Raw genomic sequence first — 20,491 nt, 5'->3', positions numbered from 1 at the left:
AAATCTAAAACCAAACGGATAATCTAATTTATGTTTACATCAAAATTGACACCTATTTATGCAGCAATAGCCCTATCACTCGGTATGAACACAGCAAGCATTGCCGCTGAAGATGACACAGCGAAATGGCAAGTTAACTCACCAGAAAATGCTCCACTGCAACAAATTGATATTAATGTCACCGAAGGCACCTGGATGAACGTCAATGTGTCCCCTGACGGTAAACACATCATATTTGACCTACTAGGTGATATTTATCAAATGCCAATTTCAGGTGGCGAAGCCAAGCCAATTGCACAAGGTATAGCCTGGCAAATGCAGCCTGTTTATAGTCCTGATGGTAAATATATTGCCTTCACCAGCGATGAAGATGGCGGTGATAATATCTGGATTATGGAAGCAGATGGCTCAAATCCACACCCTGTCACCAAAGAAACCTTTCGATTACTCAACAGCCCAGCATGGAGTCCAGACTCGCAATACCTTGTTGCTCGTAAGCATTACACAGGTACCCGCAGCTTAGGCGCGGGCGAAGTATGGATGTACCACGTTGCAGGTGGTGAAGGCGTTAAATTAACCGAGCGTCCAAACGAGCAAAAAGACTTAGGTGAGCCAGCCTACTCGCCAGATGGCCGCTATATTTACTTTAGCCAGGACGCAACGCCAGGTAAAACCTTTCACTACTCTAAAGATTCAGTAAAAGGCATTTATAAAATTAAGCGTTATGACACCCAAACTGGCGATATCGAAGTATTGATTGAAGGTACCGGTGGCGCAATCCGCCCAACACCAAGCCCTGATGGCAAAACATTAGCGTATATTAAACGTGATGGATTTCAGTCAACGCTTTACTCACTTGATTTAAAGTCAGGTGCAGAAACCAAACTGTACGATAAGCTTGATCGCGATATGCAAGAAACCTGGGCGATTCATGGTGTGTACCCAACAATGTCGTGGACCAAAGACAACAAGCACATTGTGTTTTGGGCCCAAGGAAAAATTAATAAACTTGATGTCGACAGCAAAAAGGTCAGCGACATTCCATTTAGCATTAAAGGCCAACGTGACGTGCAGCCGGCAGTTCGTTTCACGCAAAACCTAGATCAAGATGAGTTCGACGTAAAAATGTTACGTATGGCTCAAGTATCACCTAACGGTGAAAAAGTTGTATTCGAAGCCCTAGGAAAAATTTGGATCCGTGATATTAAAGACGGCAAACATAAACGCCTGACCCGTTTAGATGATGATATTAACGAGCTATTCCCGCAGTGGTCTCGCGACGGTAAAGACATTGTATTTACTACCTGGAATGATCAGCAACAAGGCACTGTAAGCGTTGTCAGTTCTCGTGGTGGAAAAGCCAAAGTATTAACCAATGAACCAGGCAAATATGTCGAGCCAACCTTCTCGCCTGATGGCGACTACATTGTGTACCGTAAAGCCCGTGGCGGATACATGACTCCACGCACCTGGTCACAAGAACCGGGCTTATATAAAGTCGATATCAAAGGTAAACAAAGTACCAAACTAACTGCCAGCGGCCATCAACCGCAATTTGGTGCAGACTCAGACCGAGTGTATTTTATGGATTTTGGTAAAACCCCAGAGTTCGCCTCAATCGGCATGAATGGCTTTGAAAAGCGTACCCATTACACCAGTGACCACGCAACAGAGTTTCGTTTATCGCCAGATGGTGAACACCTAGCCTTTGCAGAACGCTTTAGAGTATATGTAACCCCGTTTGCCAAACACGGTGAAACCATTGCCATTGGACCTAAAGCCACTAACTTACCTATTAACCAATTAAGTGCCCGTGCAGGTGAAAGCATCAGCTGGAATGGTAAAAACAACCAACTATATTGGACATTAGGCCCTGAGCTATATCAAGCTGATGTTGACACTCAATATAGTAAATCAGACAAAAAAGTAGAACCCAAAGTGACTGCCATTGGCTTTAAAGATAAAGCAGATGTTCCACGTGGAACAGTGGTATTTCTCGGTGGTAAAGTCATTACCATGGAAAATGATCAAGTCATCGATAATGGTGTTGTCATTGTAAAAGACAATAAAATTAGCCAGGTTGGTGATGCGACATTAGCAATTCCGGATAACGCACAGGTTATCGATATTAGCGGTAAAACCATTATGCCTGGTTTATTTGATGCCCATGCGCATGGTGGACAAGCTGATGATGAAATTATCCCGCAACAAAACTGGGCATTATATTCAGGTTTGTCACTTGGGGTGACCTCTATTCACGACCCATCAAATGATACAACTGAAATTTTTGCCGCATCAGAACAACAAAAAGCAGGTAAAATAGTTGGTCCACGAATTTTCTCAACGGGTACCATTTTATATGGCGCAAACCTACCAGGTTACACCTCGCACGTTGATTCGTTAGATGATGCAAAGTTTCACCTAGAGCGTCTTAAAAAAGTCGGCGCATTCAGTGTTAAAAGTTACAACCAACCTCGCCGAGATCAACGTCAGCAAATTATTGCCGCGGCGCGTGAACTCGAAATGATGGTGGTTCCTGAGGGTGGCAGTTTACTGCAACACAACTTATCAATGGCCGCTGACGGACACACAACTTTAGAACACTCATTACCTGTGGCGTCTATATACAATGACATTAAGCAATTCTGGAGCCAGACCAAAGTTAACTATACGCCAACACTAGTTGTTTCTTATGGTGGCATATCAGGTGAACATTACTGGTACGACAAAACCGACGTCTGGGCTCACCCACGCTTAAGCATGTATGTACCGCATGAGATTTTAGACGCTCGCTCAATGCGCAGAACCACCGCGCCAGACGAACACTATAATCACTTTAATGTTGCCAGAGTGGCAAATGAACTGAATGATTTAGGTGTTAAAGTTAATATTGGCGCCCATGGTCAACGCGAAGGTTTAGCGGCTCATTGGGAAATGTGGATGTTCGCACAAGGCGGCATGAGTAATATGGATGTGCTCAAAACGGCCACCATCAATCCTGCCACCACCTTCGGCATGGATCATCAGTTAGGTTCAATTAAACCAGGTAAATTAGCCGACCTTATTGTGATTGACGGCGATCCATTAACAGATATCCGTAGTTCCGATAAAGTGACCTACACCATGATAAACGGTAAGTTATTTAACTCAGAAACCATGAACGAGTTAAATGGTGATAAGCAAAAACGTAAAGCGTTTTTCTTTGAAAAGATCTAGCATTCTCACTCTAGTAATGTGAGTAAGTAAAAAGGGTGTTCCACGTGGAACACCCTTTTTTATTAACAGAAATGAGTTTTATACCAATTCCACTAATTATCTGGTCATTCAGCGGGAGTTCTGTGCCTTCTAGGCAAGTAATAGAATTGTAGGCATAGTTGTTCTCGGCAACTGCTCCTGCGTTGCTCTACCTCCTGCATCCATGCAGTCGTACGTCAAAATGCTATTAAGCAGCATAGAAGGCACAGAAACCCGCCTTGCAGGAGGCTCTCAGACCGTTCATTTCTTTGTTGCATTGCCTTAGAAGGGAATAACCATTATTTCAACAATGCGCCTCAAACTGAACAATCTGAGTGACTCTGATTGGTCACATAATTAATGGAATTGGTATTAAAGGTAATCAATACTGACCATAACAATGGCAATCTGTCGTGTGGTCATTCACCATTCCAACGGCCTGCATAAACGCATAACAAATAGTTGGCCCAACAAAGTTAAAGCCTAACTTTTTAAGCGCTTTAGACATGGCTTCAGATTCTGGGGTTTGAGCTGGCACCTGGCTTGAGTTTTCAAAATGATTGACCTTAGGGCTTCCACCAACGAAATCCCATAAAAAAGTAGAAAAATCATTTCCCTGCTCAACAAACGCCACATACGCTTTAGCGTTTTTGATGATAGAGTTTATTTTTAATCGGTTGCGCACAATGCCAGGCTCAAGCATTAGTGCTTCAACTTTGTCTTGGTCAAACTCTGCAATCAAACTAGGCTGAAATCCGGCAAATAATTGCTCATAATTTTGCTGCTTTTTTAAAATAGTAATCCAAGACAAACCTGCTTGCTGACCATCTAAACATAACTTGGCAAATAACTGCTTTGCATCGTATTGAGGTCTGCCCCAAACGTTATCATGATAATCTTGATACAAAGGATCTTCACTTACCCAGCCACATCGGTTAACTTGCATTATACGGTTCCATTAACGTTTTTATTCATACGTTAAAAAATAACCTACATCTGCCTTGTTCTACAAGGTATAATCATTACCATTTTCTATTAATAGCCTAATAGCAGTAGACATGACGACGAAACACGACGTAAAGACATTTCAGGGTTTCATCCTAACCCTCCAGGAATATTGGGCGCAGCAAGGTTGCGCAATTGTCCAACCTCTCGATATGGAAGTTGGTGCAGGTACTTTCCACCCGCAGACGTTCTTACGCTCATTAGGCCCAGAGCCTATGAGTAGCGCATATGTGCAGCCGTCTCGCCGCCCTACTGATGGACGCTATGGTGAAAACCCAAACCGCTTACAACATTACTACCAATTCCAAGTAGTATTAAAGCCATCACCTGACAATATTCAAGAGCTTTATCTAGGCTCATTAGAAGCCTTGGGTATTGATACCCAAGTGCATGACATTCGCTTTGTTGAAGACAACTGGGAGTCACCAACATTAGGCGCCTGGGGTTTAGGCTGGGAAGTATGGCTTAACGGTATGGAAGTGACACAATTTACTTACTTCCAACAAGTTGGCGGCATTGAATGTAGCCCTGTAACGGGTGAGATCACCTATGGCCTTGAGCGTTTAGCCATGTACATTCAAGAAGTCGACAGTGTGTACGATCTTGTTTGGACCGACGGGCCTCTTGGCCGTGTAACCTACGGTGATATTTTCCATCAAAATGAAGTTGAGCAATCAACTTATAACTTCGAACATGCCGATGTAAACTTTATGTTTACCATGTTCGATGAATGCGAAAAGATGTGCCAGCACTTATTATCGTTAGAAAAACCTCTACCACTACCTGCATACGAACAAGTAATGAAAGCCTCGCACGCTTTCAATTTACTTGATGCTCGCCATGCCATTTCGGTTACTGAACGTCAGCGTTATATTTTACGCGTTCGCACCATGGCTAAAGGTGTTGCAGAATCTTATTATCAAGCACGTGAAGCACTTGGCTTCCCACTGTGTAAGTAGAGGTCACCAATGAAATTTGAGAACTTACTCATTGAAGTGGGTACAGAAGAGTTACCGCCAAAGTCATTACGCACTTTAGCGGAGTCTTTTTTAGCAAACTTTACCGATGAATTAACCAAAGCAGACTTACCTTTTGATTCTGCTCTTTGGTATGCCGCGCCTCGTCGTTTAGCCATTAATGTTGTCGGCCTAGCCCTTGCTCAAGCAGATAAAGTCGTTGAAAAACGAGGCCCTGCGGTAAGTTCTGCATTTGATGCAGATGGTAACCCAACTAAGGCAGCACAAGGCTGGGCACGTGGTAACGGTATTACTGTTGACCAGGCTGAACGCTTAGTCACCGACAAAGGTGAATGGCTAGTACATCAAGCTAAAGTCGTGGGTGTTGATACTAAAAGCCTAATTGCTGATATGGCACAACGAGCGCTTGATAAATTGCCAATCCCAAAACCAATGCGTTGGGGCAGCAATAAAACACAATTTATTCGCCCTGTTCACACTGTGACCATGTTACTGGGCAGCGAATTAGTGGCTGGTGAATTATTGGGTATAAAATCTGATCGTGTTATTCGCGGTCATCGCTTTATGGGTCAAGCAACTTTCGAGCTAGACCATGCAGACAACTATTTAACTGCGCTAAAAGAGCAAGGTAAAGTACTGGCTGATTATCAACTTCGTAAAACCTTAATCAAAGCAGACTCTGAAGCCGCTGCTGCCAAGATTGGTGGTGTTGCCGATATCCAAGAAGACTTACTTGAAGAAGTGGCATCATTGGTTGAATGGCCAATAGTATTAACAGCTAACTTTGAAGAAAAGTTTTTAGCTGTGCCATCTGAAGCCCTTGTGTACACCATGAAAGGCGACCAGAAATACTTCCCAGTATTTGATAAAACCGGTAACTTGCTACCTAACTTTATTTTCGTCACTAACATCGAATCTAAAGACCCGCAGCAAATTATTTCAGGTAATGAAAAAGTGGTTCGCCCTCGCCTAGCCGATGCTGAATTCTTCTTTAATACTGATAAAAAGCACACGCTAGAGTCACGTTTAGCCAGTCTTGAAACGGTTGTATTCCAAAAACAACTTGGCACGTTAAAAGCGCGCGTTGAGCGCATTTCAACACTTGCAGGGTTTATTGCTACACAACTTGATTGTCAGGGTGTTAGCACAAACAGTGCTGATGCAAGCCGCGCCGGTCTATTGTCTAAAACAGACTTGATGACCAACATGGTGATGGAGTTTACTGACACTCAAGGTACCATGGGGATGCATTATGCTCGCCTTGATGGTGAAACAGAAGCGGTTGCCGTTGCTTTAGAAGAGCAATACAAACCTAAATTTTCTGGTGATACAGTACCAACGGCAAGCGTGTCATGTGCTGTTGCGTTAGCTGAAAAGCTGGACACCTTAGTGGGCATTTTTGGTATTGGCCAGGCACCTAAAGGCGCTGCCGATCCATTTGCACTTCGCCGAGCTGCTATTGGTATTTTACGTATTATTGTTGAAAACAATTTGCCACTAGACTTAGTCGATTTAATTGCTAAAGCACAATCGTTACACGCAGATAATGTTAGTAACGCTAATACTGCAGAAGATGTACTCGAATTCTTACTCGCACGCTTCCGTGCTTGGTATCAAGACAAAGGCATTCAAGTTGATGTGATTTTAGCAGTATTAGCTCGTCGCCCAACTCGCCCAGCTGATTTTGACAGTCGCGTTAAAGCGGTATCGCACTTCCGTGCTTTAGAGGCTTCTACTGCACTTGCTGCTGCCAATAAGCGTGTTTCTAATATCTTGGCTAAAGTTGAAGGCGAACTGCCTGCAAACATCAACCAAGCGCTATTAGCAGAAACAGCTGAAAAAGCCTTGGCAGAAAAGTTAGCACTACTACAACCACAGTTAGCACCATTGTTTGCCAATGCTGATTACCAGCAAGCATTAACATTATTAGCCGATTTACGTGAAAGCGTGGACCAGTTCTTTGAAGATGTAATGGTAATGGCTGACGATAAAGCATTGAAAAATAACCGTTTAGCGTTATTAACCAATCTTCGTGAGCAGTTTTTGCATGTAGCAGATATTTCACTATTACAATAATATGAAATCACTGCATAAAAAAAGCGCCTTACGGCGCTTTTTTTATTGCTAAAGAGTCTTAACGACTTAAAACTCTAGCAACTTTTTATGTAGTTCAGCAAACTCTTGTTCAGTGATACCCACCTGAGCCAACAACACGATAAGTTCTTTCTGCGGTAATTTATCCACTTGCTGCAGCATAGAGCACTCACTAATAATATTGGCCTTCCAGATGATTAATGTCATTTCGTCATCAGGCTTAATGTTAGTATTAGCCAATAACGTTAACGGTGTTTCAAAATGCTCAGGTAAACGCCAGTAACGTGCTAATAATGCACTTAAGGTTAATGACTTTGTGGTCATGACCTGCTTAAACAAGGTTGAGCTAGGCTGTTCACCGGGCTCAGCTTGATAAAATGCATCCACCAGCATCTTAAAAATCGCAATTTTGCCGACATCATGAAGTAAGCCAAGTAAAAATGCGCTATCACATTGTTCTGCATTGGCGAGTTCACTGGCTAAAAAAGCCACCTGCATTGAGTGACGCCAAATCTCGGCACCAAAGCGCCTAAAATATATTGGTTTTATGTCTATCATTTCGCGCGCTAAGCAGCTGGTGATAAAGTGCCTTAATTGTTGTCGACCAACCTGTACTAATGCTTGTTGAATACTCGTTACATCGTTTTCGGAACGTTTAAAGGCCATTGAGTTACACAGTTTAAGCACTTCAACACACAACAATGGATCTTGCTCAATAAGCTTAATAAGCTCTTTGGTGTCAATATTGTCATCAGCTAGTTTTCTATCTAATTCGAGTATTTTACTAGGAAGCTTTAATACATTTTCTGCAATGGCTTGAGGCGAGCTTAACGCCAGCTCTATATCTTGCATGACTCGGCGCTCAAGATTATTGGCAATACCACTGTCGGCTATAGACTGGTTGGCAAATAATAAACTGTAAAATAAAGCCGATAAATCTAATTGTGACTCTACAGCCTGAGTAGGTGTCACAACAATTGCCTCTGTCACCTGTTGTTTGGTGTGTTGACGTTTTTCTACTGCGGTTTGCCCAGTAAATTTAATTTGTTCATTACGGTCACGAATATTAAACAGCTTTTTAAAAAATCTAACGACCACAATAAGTAACCTTCTAAAATTAAACTAACACCGAGAATTTAATCATAGCAATAAAAACAAAAATGGGCGCCATAAGGCACCCATTTATTTTAATAAGACGTGCTACACGTCTAAGTTAGCCACGTTTAACGCGTTAGTTTCAATAAACTCACGACGAGGCTCAACTTGGTCGCCCATTAAACATGTAAATAGTTGGTCAGCAGCAACAGCATCTTCAATGGTAACGCGTAACATGCGACGAGATTCAGGATCCATTGTAGTTTCCCACAATTGTTCAGGGTTCATTTCACCCAATCCTTTATAACGTTGAATGTATAACCCACGTTTTGCTTCGCTCATGGTCCAATCTAACGCTTCTAAGAAGCTTTCAACTTCTTTAACACGTTCACCACGTTGTACATAACCACCTTCTTCAATCATGCCATCAAGTGCAGCGCCTAACTTAGCGATTCGTTGATAATCAGCAGAAGTAAAGAAGTCGTAACCAAATAGGAAGCTAGTATCGATACCATGTTTACGGATTGTCACGCTTGGGGTATACACTTTACGCTCAGGATCCAAAACAATATTGGCCGAGAAAATAATACCGTTGCTTTCGCGTTCAACTAAATCTTCGATAAAGTGCTTACACCATGTCGTCATTAGCGCTTCATCGCTTAGCATATCAAGTGTCACCTCTGGGTGATACAACATGCGATCGGTTAAGTTCATCGGGAAGCGTTTTTCTAAACGAGTAATGATTTTCTCAACTTCACGGTATTGATTCACCAAACGCTCAAGCGGCTCACCACTCATGCCTAATGCACCTTGGCTAGGATAAACATGTGTGCCGTCTAACGCTTGCGTTGTTAGGTATTCAGTTAACGCTAGCTCATCCTTAAGATATTGCTCTTGCTTACCTTTTTTAACTTTATATAAAGGTGGCTGTGCAATATATACATAACCACGTTCAATCAATTCAGGCATTTGACGGAAGAAAAAGGTCAACAGCAAGGTACGAATGTGCGAGCCGTCGACGTCAGCATCGGTCATGATAACAATGTTGTGATAACGGGTTTTATCTGGGTTGTATTCGTCGCGACCAATACCACAACCTAATGCGGTAATTAAGGTAGCCACTTCTTGTGAAGATAACATCTTATCAAAACGTGCTTTTTCAACGTTTAAGATTTTACCTTTAAGTGGAAGAATAGCTTGGTTTTTACGGTTACGCCCCTGCTTGGCTGATCCGCCAGCAGAGTCCCCTTCCACTATGTATATTTCAGAAAGACCAGGATCTTTTTCCTGGCAATCGGCAAGCTTACCTGGTAAACCACCTAAGTCTAATGCGCCTTTACGACGTGTCATTTCACGCGCTTTACGGGCGGCTTCACGAGCACGAGCAGCATCAACAATTTTACCTACGATTAATTTAGCATCGGCAGGGTTTTCTAATAGGTAATCATTTAACTGCTCACCCATTGTTTGTTCTACAGCACTTTTCACTTCGCTCGAAACCAGTTTATCTTTGGTTTGCGAACTAAACTTAGGATCCGGTACTTTAACAGAAATAACCGCGGTTAAACCTTCACGAGCATCATCACCCGTCGCATTCGTTTTACCCTTTTTGTTAAATCCTTCGCGTTCCATGTAAGTGTTTAAGTTACGCGTTAATGCGCCACGGAAGCCCGCTAGGTGAGTACCACCATCGCGCTGAGGAATGTTATTGGTAAAACAGAAAATACTTTCTTGGTAACCGTCATTCCACTGCATTGCCACTTCAACGGTAATACCGTCTTCGCGCTCTTGCGAGAAGTGAAATACGTCTTTGTTAATAGGTGTTTTATTACGATTTAAGTAATCTACAAATGCGCTAATACCGCCTTCGTATTTAAAGAACTCGTCTTTGTTTTCGCGTTCATCAACTAAACGAATACCCACACCAGAGTTTAAGAAAGATAACTCACGTACACGCTTAGCTAAAATATCGAAATGGAATTCAACATCAGAAAAGGTTTGGCCACTAGGCCAAAAACGAATTTCGGTACCAGATTTAACTGCATCGCCAATTTCTTTAATCGGTTCATTTGGTACACCATGAGTATAAAATTGCTCATAAATTTTACCGGCACGACGAATGGTTAATTGCAGCTTTTCAGACAAAGCATTTACAACCGATACACCCACACCGTGAAGACCACCCGATACCTTGTATGAGTTATCATCAAATTTACCGCCGGCATGCAATACCGTCATAATAACTTCAGCAGCAGATACACCTTCTTCCTCATGGATAGAAACCGGAATACCACGACCGTCATCTTTTACAGAGACAGAACCGTCTGAGTGAATAGTAATGGTGATATCGCTACAATGGCCGGCTAAAGCTTCATCGATAGAGTTATCGACCACTTCGAATACCATGTGATGAAGACCGGTGCCGTCATCAGTGTCACCAATGTACATACCAGGTCTCTTACGGACTGCATCAAGGCCTTTTAATACCTTGATACTCGAAGAATCGTAACTATTCTCTGACATATTTCTCTCTCGTTGTTATTCAATAACCGTTACCAGCCCTTGCTCCACATGAAACATCCTGTTCGGAGGGCTAGATAACGAATCGACTATTGCTAGCGGATCAATTGCGGTGACAAAAATTTGCGCACCGGTCTCGGTTAACTGCTGTAGCAATAGCTGCCTATGCTGTGCATCCAACTCAGACGGTAAATCGTCTACTAGATAAATACTGTTTTTATCGAGTTGTTGTTTGAGCAACTTTCCCTGTGCAATACGCAGTGCACAGACTAATAATTTTAATTGTCCACGGGACAATGCATCTTGTGCAGGTAAGTTACCTACTCGCAAACGTAAGTCTGCTTTATGAGGACCGCTGCCCGTGTTACCCGCGGCAACATCGCGCGAATATTGGTTTTCAAGTAACTGCGAAAAATCCGTTTTGCTGTCCCATCCTCGGGTAAAAGAAACCTTAATATCAACCTGAGGTAAAAACCGTCCTATTATACCCTTAAGTAGCTCATTTAACGAGTCTACATATCGATTTCGTATGTCGGTAACTTGTTCAGCATACCGCACCAGCTCTTTATCCCAAAATTGTATTTGGCTATAAGGAGATTGGTTACGAAGCAATTGATTACGTTGCTTTAATACCTTACGAACATTCACCCAGGCTTGATAAAAATGTGGGTCAGAATGAAATGCGCCCCAATCAATAAACTGTCTGCGAGCTTTTGGTCCTTCAAACAGTAAAGAAAAACTTTCGGGGGTAATAACTTGAATAGGCAACGTTTCAGCTAATGTGGATAAGCGTTTGACTTTTTCGCCATTAATTTTGACTTCAATTTCGCCGTTTCGATGACGTCTTAGACCAATTTTACAGTCATTTTCATCTTGGATAAGATTGGCAAAAAGGGTGAGTTTATCGTCATCATTATTAATCACTCGTTGTGATAAGTGACTGCGAAAAGAACGTCCCATGCCTAAAAAGTAAATCGCTTCTAAAATACTGGTTTTACCGCTGCCATTTTGACCGTAAATCAAGTTTAACCCATCGCTTGGGTTAAGCGTTGCTGCGGTAATATTACGAAACGAGCCAATGGTAATGCGCGATAAACTCATGAACACCTATTGTGATAGCCAAATAAAGCAATAGAGACAAAGAAGGTGCTTTGCAGCACCTTTTATATAGTATTTAGACAATAACGTATTACAGACGCATTGGCATCACCACATACATAGAATCTTCTTCTTTGTGGTTCTCTATCAATGCACTTGAGTTACCATCAATGAGCGTTATACGCACATCATCGCTGGCGAGGTTATTCAGTACATCTAATAAATAACTCACGTTAAAACCAATTTCGAGCTTATCTGAATCATAATCAACGTCGATAATTTCTTCGGCTTCTTCTTGCTCTGGGTTGTTGGCGGTAATTTTTAACAAACCAGGCTCAAGTTGAATGCGTACACCACGGAACTTTTCGTTCGATAAAATCGATGCACGGGTTAACGCTTGTTTTAATTGATTGCGGCTGGCAATAACCACCTTGTTACCACCCTTTGGTAACACCCGGCGGTAATCAGGAAAACGGCCATCAACTAATTTACTGGTAAATACCGCAGAGCTCGTCATCGCGCGAATCGCGTTATCGCCAATCGCAATGGTAATGTCTTGGTCGTCGCTTTCAAGCAAACGTGCCATTTCAACTACCCCTTTACGTGGCACAATCACTTGTTTTTCAGGCAAAGAAATATCAATAGTACGATGGCTTAACGCCAAACGGTGGCCGTCGGTAGCAATAGCGCGTAGTACATTACCTTCGGTTTCAAATAATAAACCATTGAGGTAATAGCGCACATCCTGGTTAGCCATTGAAAACTGAGTTGAGTCGATAATCGACTTTAATACACCCTGCTTTAAGCTAAATTCAATATCAGCCTGGAACGCTTCAACATTAGGATAATCTTCTGCTGGCAATGTGGCTAATGAAAAACGGCTACGACCCGAGCGTAACAACCATTTACCATCTTGTTGTTCTACTTTTAATTCGCTTTGTTCAGGAAGAGACTTAACAATGTCGAGTAATTTTTTGGCAGGAACGGTAGTGCGACCAATGTTGATGTCACCGTGTATAGCGGCTTGCCCAACGAGTTCAACCTCTAAATCCGTGCCTGTTAGCTTAAGTGAGTCTTCACTAACCTCAACTAATAAATTAGCAAGAATCGGTAAATTGTGTCTGCGTTCTACCGCGCCGCACACTAGTTGCAGCGGCTTTAATAGGGCATCCCTATCAATTGAAAATTTCATCGTTCTACATTCCCTGAATTAAGAAGACAAAGTTCTAATCAAGTTAGCGTAATCTTCTTTAATGTCATGACTCTCTTCACGCAGTTGCGCAATTTTACGACAAGCATGTAATACCGTCGTATGGTCACGACCACCAAAAGCATCACCAATTTCTGGCAAGCTTTGGTTAGTGAGTTCTTTAGATAGCGCCATCGCCACTTGTCGTGGTCTTGCCACACTCCGTGAACGACGTTTAGACAGCATATCAGCCATTTTAATTTTGTAGTATTCAGCAACCGTCTTCTGAATATTGTCTATAGTGACTAATTTTTCTTGCAGTGCCAAGAGATCACGTAACGCTTCACGCACAAAATCAATAGTAATTGGACGACCGGTGAAGTTAGCGTTAGCAATAACGCGGTTTAATGCACCTTCAAGCTCGCGTACGTTTGAACGTAAACGCTTAGCAATAAAAAAGGCCACTTCATCAGGCAGGTTAATGCCACTCTCTTGTGCTTTACGCATTAAAATCGCCACGCGGGTTTCTAATTCAGGTGGCTCGATGGCAACCGTTAACCCCCAACCAAAGCGAGATTTTAAGCGATCTTCTACCCCGTCGATCTCTTTAGGATAACGGTCTGAAGTTAAAATAATTTGGTGATTACCTTCTAGTAGCGCATTGAAGGTATGAAAAAACTCTTCTTGAGAACGATCTTTATTGGCAAAAAATTGAATATCGTCAATAAACAGGGCATCGACACTGCGGTAATAACGTTTAAATTCTTCAATGGCATTATTTTGTAAGGCTTTGACCATGTCCTGTACAAAACGCTCAGAATGCATATACACCACTTTAGCGTTCGGATTATTTTTAATGATCCCATTACCGACAGCATGCAATAAGTGGGTTTTACCTAAACCGGTACCACCGTATAAAAATAATGGGTTATATGCGCCACCAGGGTTTTCAGATACTTGTAAGGCAGCCGCTTTACCAAGTTGGTTTGATTTACCTTCAACGAAGTTATCAAACTGATAAGTCGGGTTGATGTTACTGCGATGATTGGCATTAACAATCGGTTCTGCCTGGGTATTAAATGACGTTGTGCCAACTTGAGCACGCGTTTGGCTACTCACAGGCTTAGCGGCTACAGGGGTTGGAGCAACAGGACGTGCAGAAGACGGACGGCTACCAATATCAAAACGCAACTGAGGTGCATCACTGCCCATTTGTTCAGTGAAAAATTGATTAATGATATTAATGTATTTATCGCGTACCCAATCAAGTACAAAACGATTTGGCGCATACAAAACCAGAGTATCACCATCCATTTCAGCTTGTAACGGACGGATCCACATACTGAACTGCTGGGCTGATAACTCATCTTGCAGTCTGCCGATACATTGTTGCCAAAGTGAAACCGCCACTTATTTATCCCCAAATATCTTTAGTCAAAGGAGGTGTATTCTATAGGGAGATCACAATGATCGCTATCCTTAAAAACAGATTTATCCCCAGCGGGATCATTCTATGTGGATATCTGGGATCATGAAAGATCAAAATCGATCCATTAATTGTAAATTTGATGCAAATCCAGCTTTATTAACCGATCCACATTGATCTATAATACGCCAGCTTTGATCTAGGAAAACAAGCAAAGATCCACAAGATGTAGTGTCTGTACACAGACTTATCCACATTTTCTGGTGCTTATAAGCTTTCACCATCAAAGAAAGATTGGCAGAAATTCATCATATAACCACTTTCGTTATTGACGATAGTAATTAAAGTGATTACAATTCGGCCTCTTTTTTGCCCTTACCTCTAATTTTGGAGATAAGGTAAATTCACTAACAAAGACGGATTGCCATCATGAGTAAACGTACTTTTCAACCTAGCAACCTGAAGCGCAAGCGTTCTCACGGCTTCCGCGCTCGTATGGCCACTGTAGGCGGCCGTAAGGTGCTTGCACGTCGTCGTGCGAAAGGTCGCGCTCGTTTATCTGCGTAAGTAGATAACTAGGTGACTAGCTATACCTTTACGCGGGAGTTACGTTTGTTAACTCCCGCGCAATTTAAATCTGTATTCTCCAATCCAATCAAAGCATCCTCTGCTGAAATAACTCTGCTCGCTATTCCAAATTCTGAGCAACATCCTCGTTTAGGATTAACTGTGGCCAAACGTTTTGTAAAACGTGCTAACCAACGTAATCGCATTAAACGCGTGATAAGAGATAGTTTTCGTTTACATCAACACGACATCCCTAACATTGATATCGTAGTATTAGTCAGAAATGGCGTGATGGAAATGGAAAATGCAGAACTACATAAGTTGATAGAAAAGCTATGGCGAAAACTCAGTCGCCGTTACAATGGCTAGCAACTACGGTTATCCGTGGTTATCAAATTTTTATAAGCCCTTTACTGGGACCGAAGTGTCGGTTCGATCCAACTTGTTCTTATTATGCGATTGAAGCAATAAAAACGCACGGAACAGTGAAAGGTAGTTGGTTTGCAATCAAACGCATATTAAAATGTCACCCTTTACATCCCGGCGGTAGTGATCCCGTCCCCCCTAAAAATGACAGGTGTAATAAATAGGCTATGGAATCTCAACGCAATATATTGCTAATCGGTTTGTTGTTTGTCAGCTTTTTAATGTGGCAGCAATGGCAAACAGATAAAGCACCACAACCGGTAGCACAACAAACTGTTACCCAAACAAACGCAGCGACGATTAACGGCGCAGACGTTCCTGAAGCAGACTCAACTGGTATGCCAGTGGATATGCCTGCAACCAAGAACTTAATTACCGTTAAAACTGACCAGCTTGATATCAAAATCAGCCCTGTCGGTGGTGACATCGTTTATGCCGCATTGGTTGCGCATAAAGTTGAGATTGATAAAGATGACCCGTTTGTCATTCTTGAACAAACCAACGACCACACTTATATCGCACAAAGTGGTTTAATCGGCCGCGACGGCATTGATAGTAGCGCTAAAGGTCGTGCCGCCTTTGCCGCGCAAAATACCTCTTATACATTAGCAGACGGTCAAGACACATTATCAGTGCCATTAACTTTTACTGCTGACAACGGTGTGACTTACGTAAAAACCTTTACGTTTACCCGTGGTCAATATGATGTTGGCGTTGATTACAATATTAGCAACACTTCAGATACTGCATTACAAGTGCAAATGTATGGTCAAATTAAACAATCCATCAAAGAATCTGAAAGCAGCATGATGATGCCAACCTATCGTGGTGCGGCATTCTCAACTCAAGATACTCGCTACGAAAAGTATGACTTTGAAGACATGGCAGACAAAAACCTAGGTAAAGTAACACTAGGTGGTTGGGCTGCAATGTTACAGCATTACTTCGTATCAGCTTGGATTCCGCCAGCAACTGACTCAAACACCATTTTCTCAAGTGTGAGTGCTGGTGGTTTAGCTAACATCGGTTTCCGTGGCGCGTTATATGATATTGCACCAGGCGCAACACAAAAAATTAGTTCACAATTTTATGTTGGCCCTAAAAACCAAGAAGCCCTTTCAGCTATCTCTGAAACCTTAAACCTAGTGGTTGATTATGGTTTCTTGTGGTGGTTAGCAATACCTATTCACTGGTTATTGATGTTCTATCAATCATTTGTGGGTAACTGGGGTATGGCGATTATTTTAATCACCCTAACGGTACGTGGTTTGTTATATCCATTGACTAAAGCACAATACAGCTCAATGGCTAAAATGCGTAACCTACAGCCAAAATTAGCTGAGATGAAAGAGCGCTTTGGTGATGACCGTCAAAAGATGGGTCAAGCCATGATGGAACTGTACAAAAAAGAGAAAGTAAACCCAATGGGCGGTTGCTTACCTATTTTGCTACAGATGCCAATCTTCATCGCATTATACTGGGTATTACTTGAAAGCTATGAATTACGCCACGCGCCATTCATGCTATGGATTGATGACTTGTCAGTACAAGATCCCTACTACGTATTACCATTGTTAATGGGTGTATCAATGTTCTTGATGCAGAAAATGCAGCCAATGGCACCGACTATGGACCCAATGCAAGTTAAAATGATGCAGTGGATGCCAGTTATCTTTACCGTATTCTTCTTATGGTTCCCAGCAGGTCTGGTACTTTACTGGTTAGTCGGTAACTTAGTGGCTATTACCCAGCAAAAGATTATTTATGCAGGTTTAGAGAAAAAAGGCTTAAAATAAGCCCAAGCTCAACAGTTAACTTATTCAAAAGTTAAATGAATAAAAAAGGCGGCTTAATAGGCCGCCTTTTCCTTTAATGATTTAGCAGGTATTTACCGTGACAACAGACACTATCGTAGCGCAAGCAACAGCACCAGGACGTGGTGGAGTGGGTATCATTCGTGTATCTGGCAATCTCGCTGCCAATGTAGCCAACGCTATTATTGGTCATGTGCCTAAAACCCGTTACGCCGAATATTGTGATTTTAATAGCCACGATGGTCACGTTATTGATCAGGGTATTGCGCTATTTTTTAAAGGTCCAAACTCATTTACTGGCGAAGATGTATTAGAGCTGCAAGGTCATGGTGGCCAGATAGTACTTGATATGTTGATTAAATGCGTCATGGAAATCGATGGCATCCGTATTGCTAAACCCGGTGAGTTTAGCGAACAAGCCTTTATGAACGACAAGCTCGATTTAACTCAAGCAGAAGCGATTGCCGATTTAATTGATGCTACCAGTGAGCAAGCGGCAAAAAGTGCTTTGCAATCACTGCAAGGTGAATTTTCTAAAGAAGTTCATGAGCTAGTAGAGCAAGTCACTAACCTACGTTTATACGTAGAAGCCGCGATTGATTTTCCTGATGAAGAAGTCGACTTTTTATCGGATGGTAAAATTGCTAATGCCTTATATCGGATTATCGACAAGCTCACTACCGTTCAAGCCAGTGCCAAGCAAGGTTCAATTATTCGCGAAGGCATGAAAGTCGTCATAGCTGGGCGTCCTAATGCCGGTAAATCAAGTTTACTGAATGCCCTTGCAGGTAAAGAGTCTGCCATTGTTACAGAAATAGCTGGCACCACCCGTGACGTACTGCGTGAACACATACACCTTGATGGTATGCCGCTGCACATTATCGACACAGCAGGATTACGTGATACCACAGATACGGTTGAGCAAATCGGTATTGAGCGCGCTTGGGCAGAAATAGCGAGTGCCGATAGAGTCTTGTTTATGGTTGATGGTACGACGACAGATGCCGTTGACCCACATGACATTTGGCCCGATTTTATTGACCGTTTACCTTCAAGACTGGGTGTAACGGTAGTGCGTAACAAAGCCGATTTAACCGGTGAACCCCTCGAAATGTCGCAAGAGCAAGGATACGATGTTTACCGTATATCAGCGAAAACCGGCCTAGGAGTTGAAGAGTTAAAGCAACACCTTAAGTCATTAATGGGTTATCAAAGTAATCTAGAAGGCGGTTTTATTGCACGCCGTCGTCATTTAGAAGCGTTAGATTTAGCCGCAAGTCACTTACAACTGGGTAAAGAACAGCTTGAAGTGTATCTCGCCGGAGAGTTACTGGCAGAAGAGTTACGCATGTGCCAAATGGCGCTATCTGAAATTACTGGTAAATTCACTTCAGATGACCTACTCGGCAAAATCTTTAGTTCATTCTGTATAGGTAAATAGTGTATCGGTAAGTAATGCATTGGTAAATCGTGTATAGCTCAGTAGGAAGAAACACATGACATTGGCTAATCAAATCGTTGTACTCGACTTTGAAACCACAGGTTTATCACCCGATAATGGTGACAGAGCCATTGAAATTGGTGCGGTAAAGCTAGTTGATGGCCAAATAGTGGACACTTTTCAAGAGTTAATAAACCCAGGTAAACGGGTAAATAGCTTTATTGAGCAGTACACAGGTATTAGCAATAGCATGCTCAAACATGCGCCATCATCTAAAGAAGTGATGGCAAAATTTGCCAAGTTTATTGATGGATTTAATTTAGTCGCGCACAACGCAAGCTTTGATAAAAAATTCTTAGATGCCGAATTCAAACATAATAAGCTGCACTACACCGGCCAATTTGCTTGCTCACTGTTGTTATCTCGTCGTATAAGCCAAGATGCCCCCAATCATAAGCTTGGCACGTTAGTGAGTTACCACCAATTACCTAACAACGGTGTGTTTCACCGCGCCTTAGCTGACGCTACCATGACCAGTTACCTTTGGTTACATCAACTCGACGTACTGCAACAGCAACTGCCGCAGCACCAGATAACCTTAGATATTATCAATAAAATATCTAGCCTGCCCAAAGCTCAAATAAACCGCTACTACCAAACTATGGCTTGTTGATTACAACTCTTGGGCTAATTTATCCACTAGCAATCGTACTTTGGGTGACAAATGGCGGTTGTGTGGGTACAAAGCCCAAATACCTTCTTTAGGTTGTTGATATGGCGCGAGTAACACCACTAGCTGTCCAGCTTCAATTGCATCATTAACGTAATAACCGGGCAATTGCACAATCCCCAACCCCTTAATGGCCGCAGACAATAAACTTAAACCACTGCTACAACTCAACGACCCATGTACCTTAACCGCTTTAGACTTGCCCTGATCAATAAAATTCCAATGCGACTGATTGCCAATTAAACAATTATGCTGGCTCAGTTCCGACAAAGTATAAGGCGTACCAAACTGAGCAATATAACTTGGTGCAGCACACACATATTGGCTTCGATTAGTTAAGCGTTTAGCCATCATTGACGAATTAGATAACCGCCCTAACCTAATGGCTAAATCAAAACCACCTTCCACTAAATCGAGTTGGCGATTAGTTAACTCACACACCACCTCAATATCACGATATTGCTGCATAAAATCGATAACAACCGGCATGACAAAATTTTCACCGTAGGTCACCGGTGCAGTCATCCTAATTAAGCCTTGAGGTTTATCTTTTAAACTTGAAATAGCCCGCTCAGCTTCATCAAGACTGTCTAGCACTTGGCGGCAATGCTGATAATAAACTGAGCCTTCTTCGGTTAACGACACTTTACGCGTGGTGCGATAAAACAGTTTAGTGTTTAAACGGTTTTCAAGTTGACTCACTTGCCGGCTCACTTGTGCCGTCGAAATACTTAACCGCTTTCCCGCTGCAGTAAAACTGTCGGTTTCTGCTACCGCAACAAACTCAAAAATTCCTTCCCACTGCATCATTATTGCATTCTCGTAAAAGTCATTTGCAAAACCAGCTGATTATCATTTTATGATAAACAAATATA

The 20,491-nt window shown here is 42.3% G+C and carries 16 protein-coding genes; 9 read left to right on the top strand and 7 right to left on the bottom strand.

Annotated elements, in window-relative coordinates:
- Positions 1 to 30: 30 nt before the first annotated feature.
- The gene (locus tag IEY42_RS07575) at positions 31 to 3,216 is read left to right on the top strand and encodes an amidohydrolase family protein (RefSeq protein ID WP_188924692.1); all 3,186 of its coding nucleotides are present in this window, start codon (positions 31 to 33) and stop codon (positions 3,214 to 3,216) included.
- A gap of 400 nt (positions 3,217 to 3,616) precedes the next feature.
- Here IEY42_RS07575 and IEY42_RS07570 read toward each other — a convergent pair whose 3' ends face one another.
- Complete coding sequence (locus tag IEY42_RS07570; protein WP_188920708.1) at positions 3,617 to 4,180, bottom strand: DNA-3-methyladenine glycosylase I; 564 nt, start codon at positions 4,178 to 4,180, stop codon at positions 3,617 to 3,619.
- A gap of 112 nt (positions 4,181 to 4,292) precedes the next feature.
- Here IEY42_RS07570 and glyQ point away from each other — a divergent pair, with 112 nt between their 5' ends.
- Both glyQ and glyS read left to right on the top strand, forming a co-directional pair.
- Entirely contained in the window at positions 4,293 to 5,198 is a 906-nt protein-coding gene (glyQ, locus tag IEY42_RS07565; protein WP_188920707.1) for a glycine--tRNA ligase subunit alpha, read from the top strand.
- Positions 5,199 to 5,207: 9 nt separating this feature from the next.
- The gene (gene glyS, locus IEY42_RS07560; RefSeq protein ID WP_188924691.1) at positions 5,208 to 7,292 is read left to right on the top strand and encodes a glycine--tRNA ligase subunit beta; all 2,085 of its coding nucleotides are present in this window, start codon (positions 5,208 to 5,210) and stop codon (positions 7,290 to 7,292) included.
- A gap of 66 nt (positions 7,293 to 7,358) precedes the next feature.
- Here the strand turns inward: glyS and IEY42_RS07555 are convergent, their stop codons facing one another.
- The 5 genes from IEY42_RS07555 to dnaA all read right to left on the bottom strand — a co-directional run bounded on the left by IEY42_RS07555 (position 7,359) and on the right by dnaA (position 14,622).
- Positions 7,359 to 8,408 carry an HDOD domain-containing protein gene (locus IEY42_RS07555; protein ID WP_188924690.1) on the bottom strand — a complete coding sequence of 350 codons (1,050 nt, stop codon included), beginning with the start codon at positions 8,406 to 8,408 and terminating at the stop codon, positions 7,359 to 7,361.
- Between the two features lie 102 nt (positions 8,409 to 8,510).
- Entirely contained in the window at positions 8,511 to 10,928 is a 2,418-nt protein-coding gene (gene gyrB / locus IEY42_RS07550; protein ID WP_188924689.1) for a DNA topoisomerase (ATP-hydrolyzing) subunit B, read from the bottom strand.
- 15 nt (positions 10,929 to 10,943) lie between these two features.
- A complete protein-coding gene (recF, locus tag IEY42_RS07545) occupies positions 10,944 to 12,026 on the bottom strand; it encodes a DNA replication/repair protein RecF (RefSeq protein ID WP_188924688.1) in 1,083 nt (360 codons plus the stop codon).
- A gap of 88 nt (positions 12,027 to 12,114) precedes the next feature.
- The gene (dnaN, locus tag IEY42_RS07540; protein WP_188924687.1) at positions 12,115 to 13,215 is read right to left on the bottom strand and encodes a DNA polymerase III subunit beta; all 1,101 of its coding nucleotides are present in this window, start codon (positions 13,213 to 13,215) and stop codon (positions 12,115 to 12,117) included.
- Between the two features lie 18 nt (positions 13,216 to 13,233).
- Complete coding sequence (dnaA, locus tag IEY42_RS07535) at positions 13,234 to 14,622, bottom strand: chromosomal replication initiator protein DnaA (RefSeq protein ID WP_188924686.1); 1,389 nt, start codon at positions 14,620 to 14,622, stop codon at positions 13,234 to 13,236.
- A gap of 445 nt (positions 14,623 to 15,067) precedes the next feature.
- Between dnaA and rpmH the strand changes: the two genes are divergently transcribed.
- The 6 genes from rpmH (at position 15,068) to IEY42_RS07505 (ending at position 19,559) form a co-directional block, all read left to right on the top strand.
- The gene (gene rpmH / locus IEY42_RS07530; RefSeq protein ID WP_006083827.1) at positions 15,068 to 15,205 is read left to right on the top strand and encodes a 50S ribosomal protein L34; all 138 of its coding nucleotides are present in this window, start codon (positions 15,068 to 15,070) and stop codon (positions 15,203 to 15,205) included.
- Positions 15,206 to 15,217: 12 nt separating this feature from the next.
- The gene (gene rnpA / locus IEY42_RS07525; protein ID WP_160055730.1) at positions 15,218 to 15,574 is read left to right on the top strand and encodes a ribonuclease P protein component; all 357 of its coding nucleotides are present in this window, start codon (positions 15,218 to 15,220) and stop codon (positions 15,572 to 15,574) included.
- Positions 15,541 to 15,795: a membrane protein insertion efficiency factor YidD gene (gene yidD / locus IEY42_RS07520; protein ID WP_188739966.1), complete on the top strand. Its 255-nt coding sequence runs from the start codon at positions 15,541 to 15,543 to the stop codon at positions 15,793 to 15,795. Before rnpA ends, yidD begins: the two co-directional genes overlap by 34 nt.
- 3 nt (positions 15,796 to 15,798) lie before the next feature.
- Entirely contained in the window at positions 15,799 to 17,427 is a 1,629-nt protein-coding gene (gene yidC, locus IEY42_RS07515) for a membrane protein insertase YidC (protein WP_188924685.1), read from the top strand.
- 97 nt (positions 17,428 to 17,524) lie between these two features.
- Positions 17,525 to 18,886, top strand: a complete 1,362-nt coding sequence (gene mnmE, locus IEY42_RS07510; protein ID WP_188924684.1) for a tRNA uridine-5-carboxymethylaminomethyl(34) synthesis GTPase MnmE — start codon at positions 17,525 to 17,527, stop codon at positions 18,884 to 18,886.
- A gap of 55 nt (positions 18,887 to 18,941) precedes the next feature.
- Complete coding sequence (locus tag IEY42_RS07505; protein WP_188924683.1) at positions 18,942 to 19,559, top strand: 3'-5' exonuclease; 618 nt, start codon at positions 18,942 to 18,944, stop codon at positions 19,557 to 19,559.
- Here the strand turns inward: IEY42_RS07505 and IEY42_RS07500 are convergent, their stop codons facing one another.
- Positions 19,560 to 20,426 (bottom strand): LysR substrate-binding domain-containing protein, encoded by an 867-nt coding sequence (locus IEY42_RS07500; protein WP_188924682.1) that lies wholly within the window; start codon positions 20,424 to 20,426, stop codon positions 19,560 to 19,562.
- Positions 20,427 to 20,491: the final 65 nt, after the last annotated feature.

The sequence above is a fragment of the Shewanella algicola genome (assembly GCF_014648035.1).
GTDB lineage: Bacteria > Pseudomonadota > Gammaproteobacteria > Enterobacterales > Shewanellaceae > Shewanella > Shewanella algicola.
Note: the sequence above shows the minus strand (reverse complement) of the source record. Positions and strands in the feature narration are given on the sequence as shown.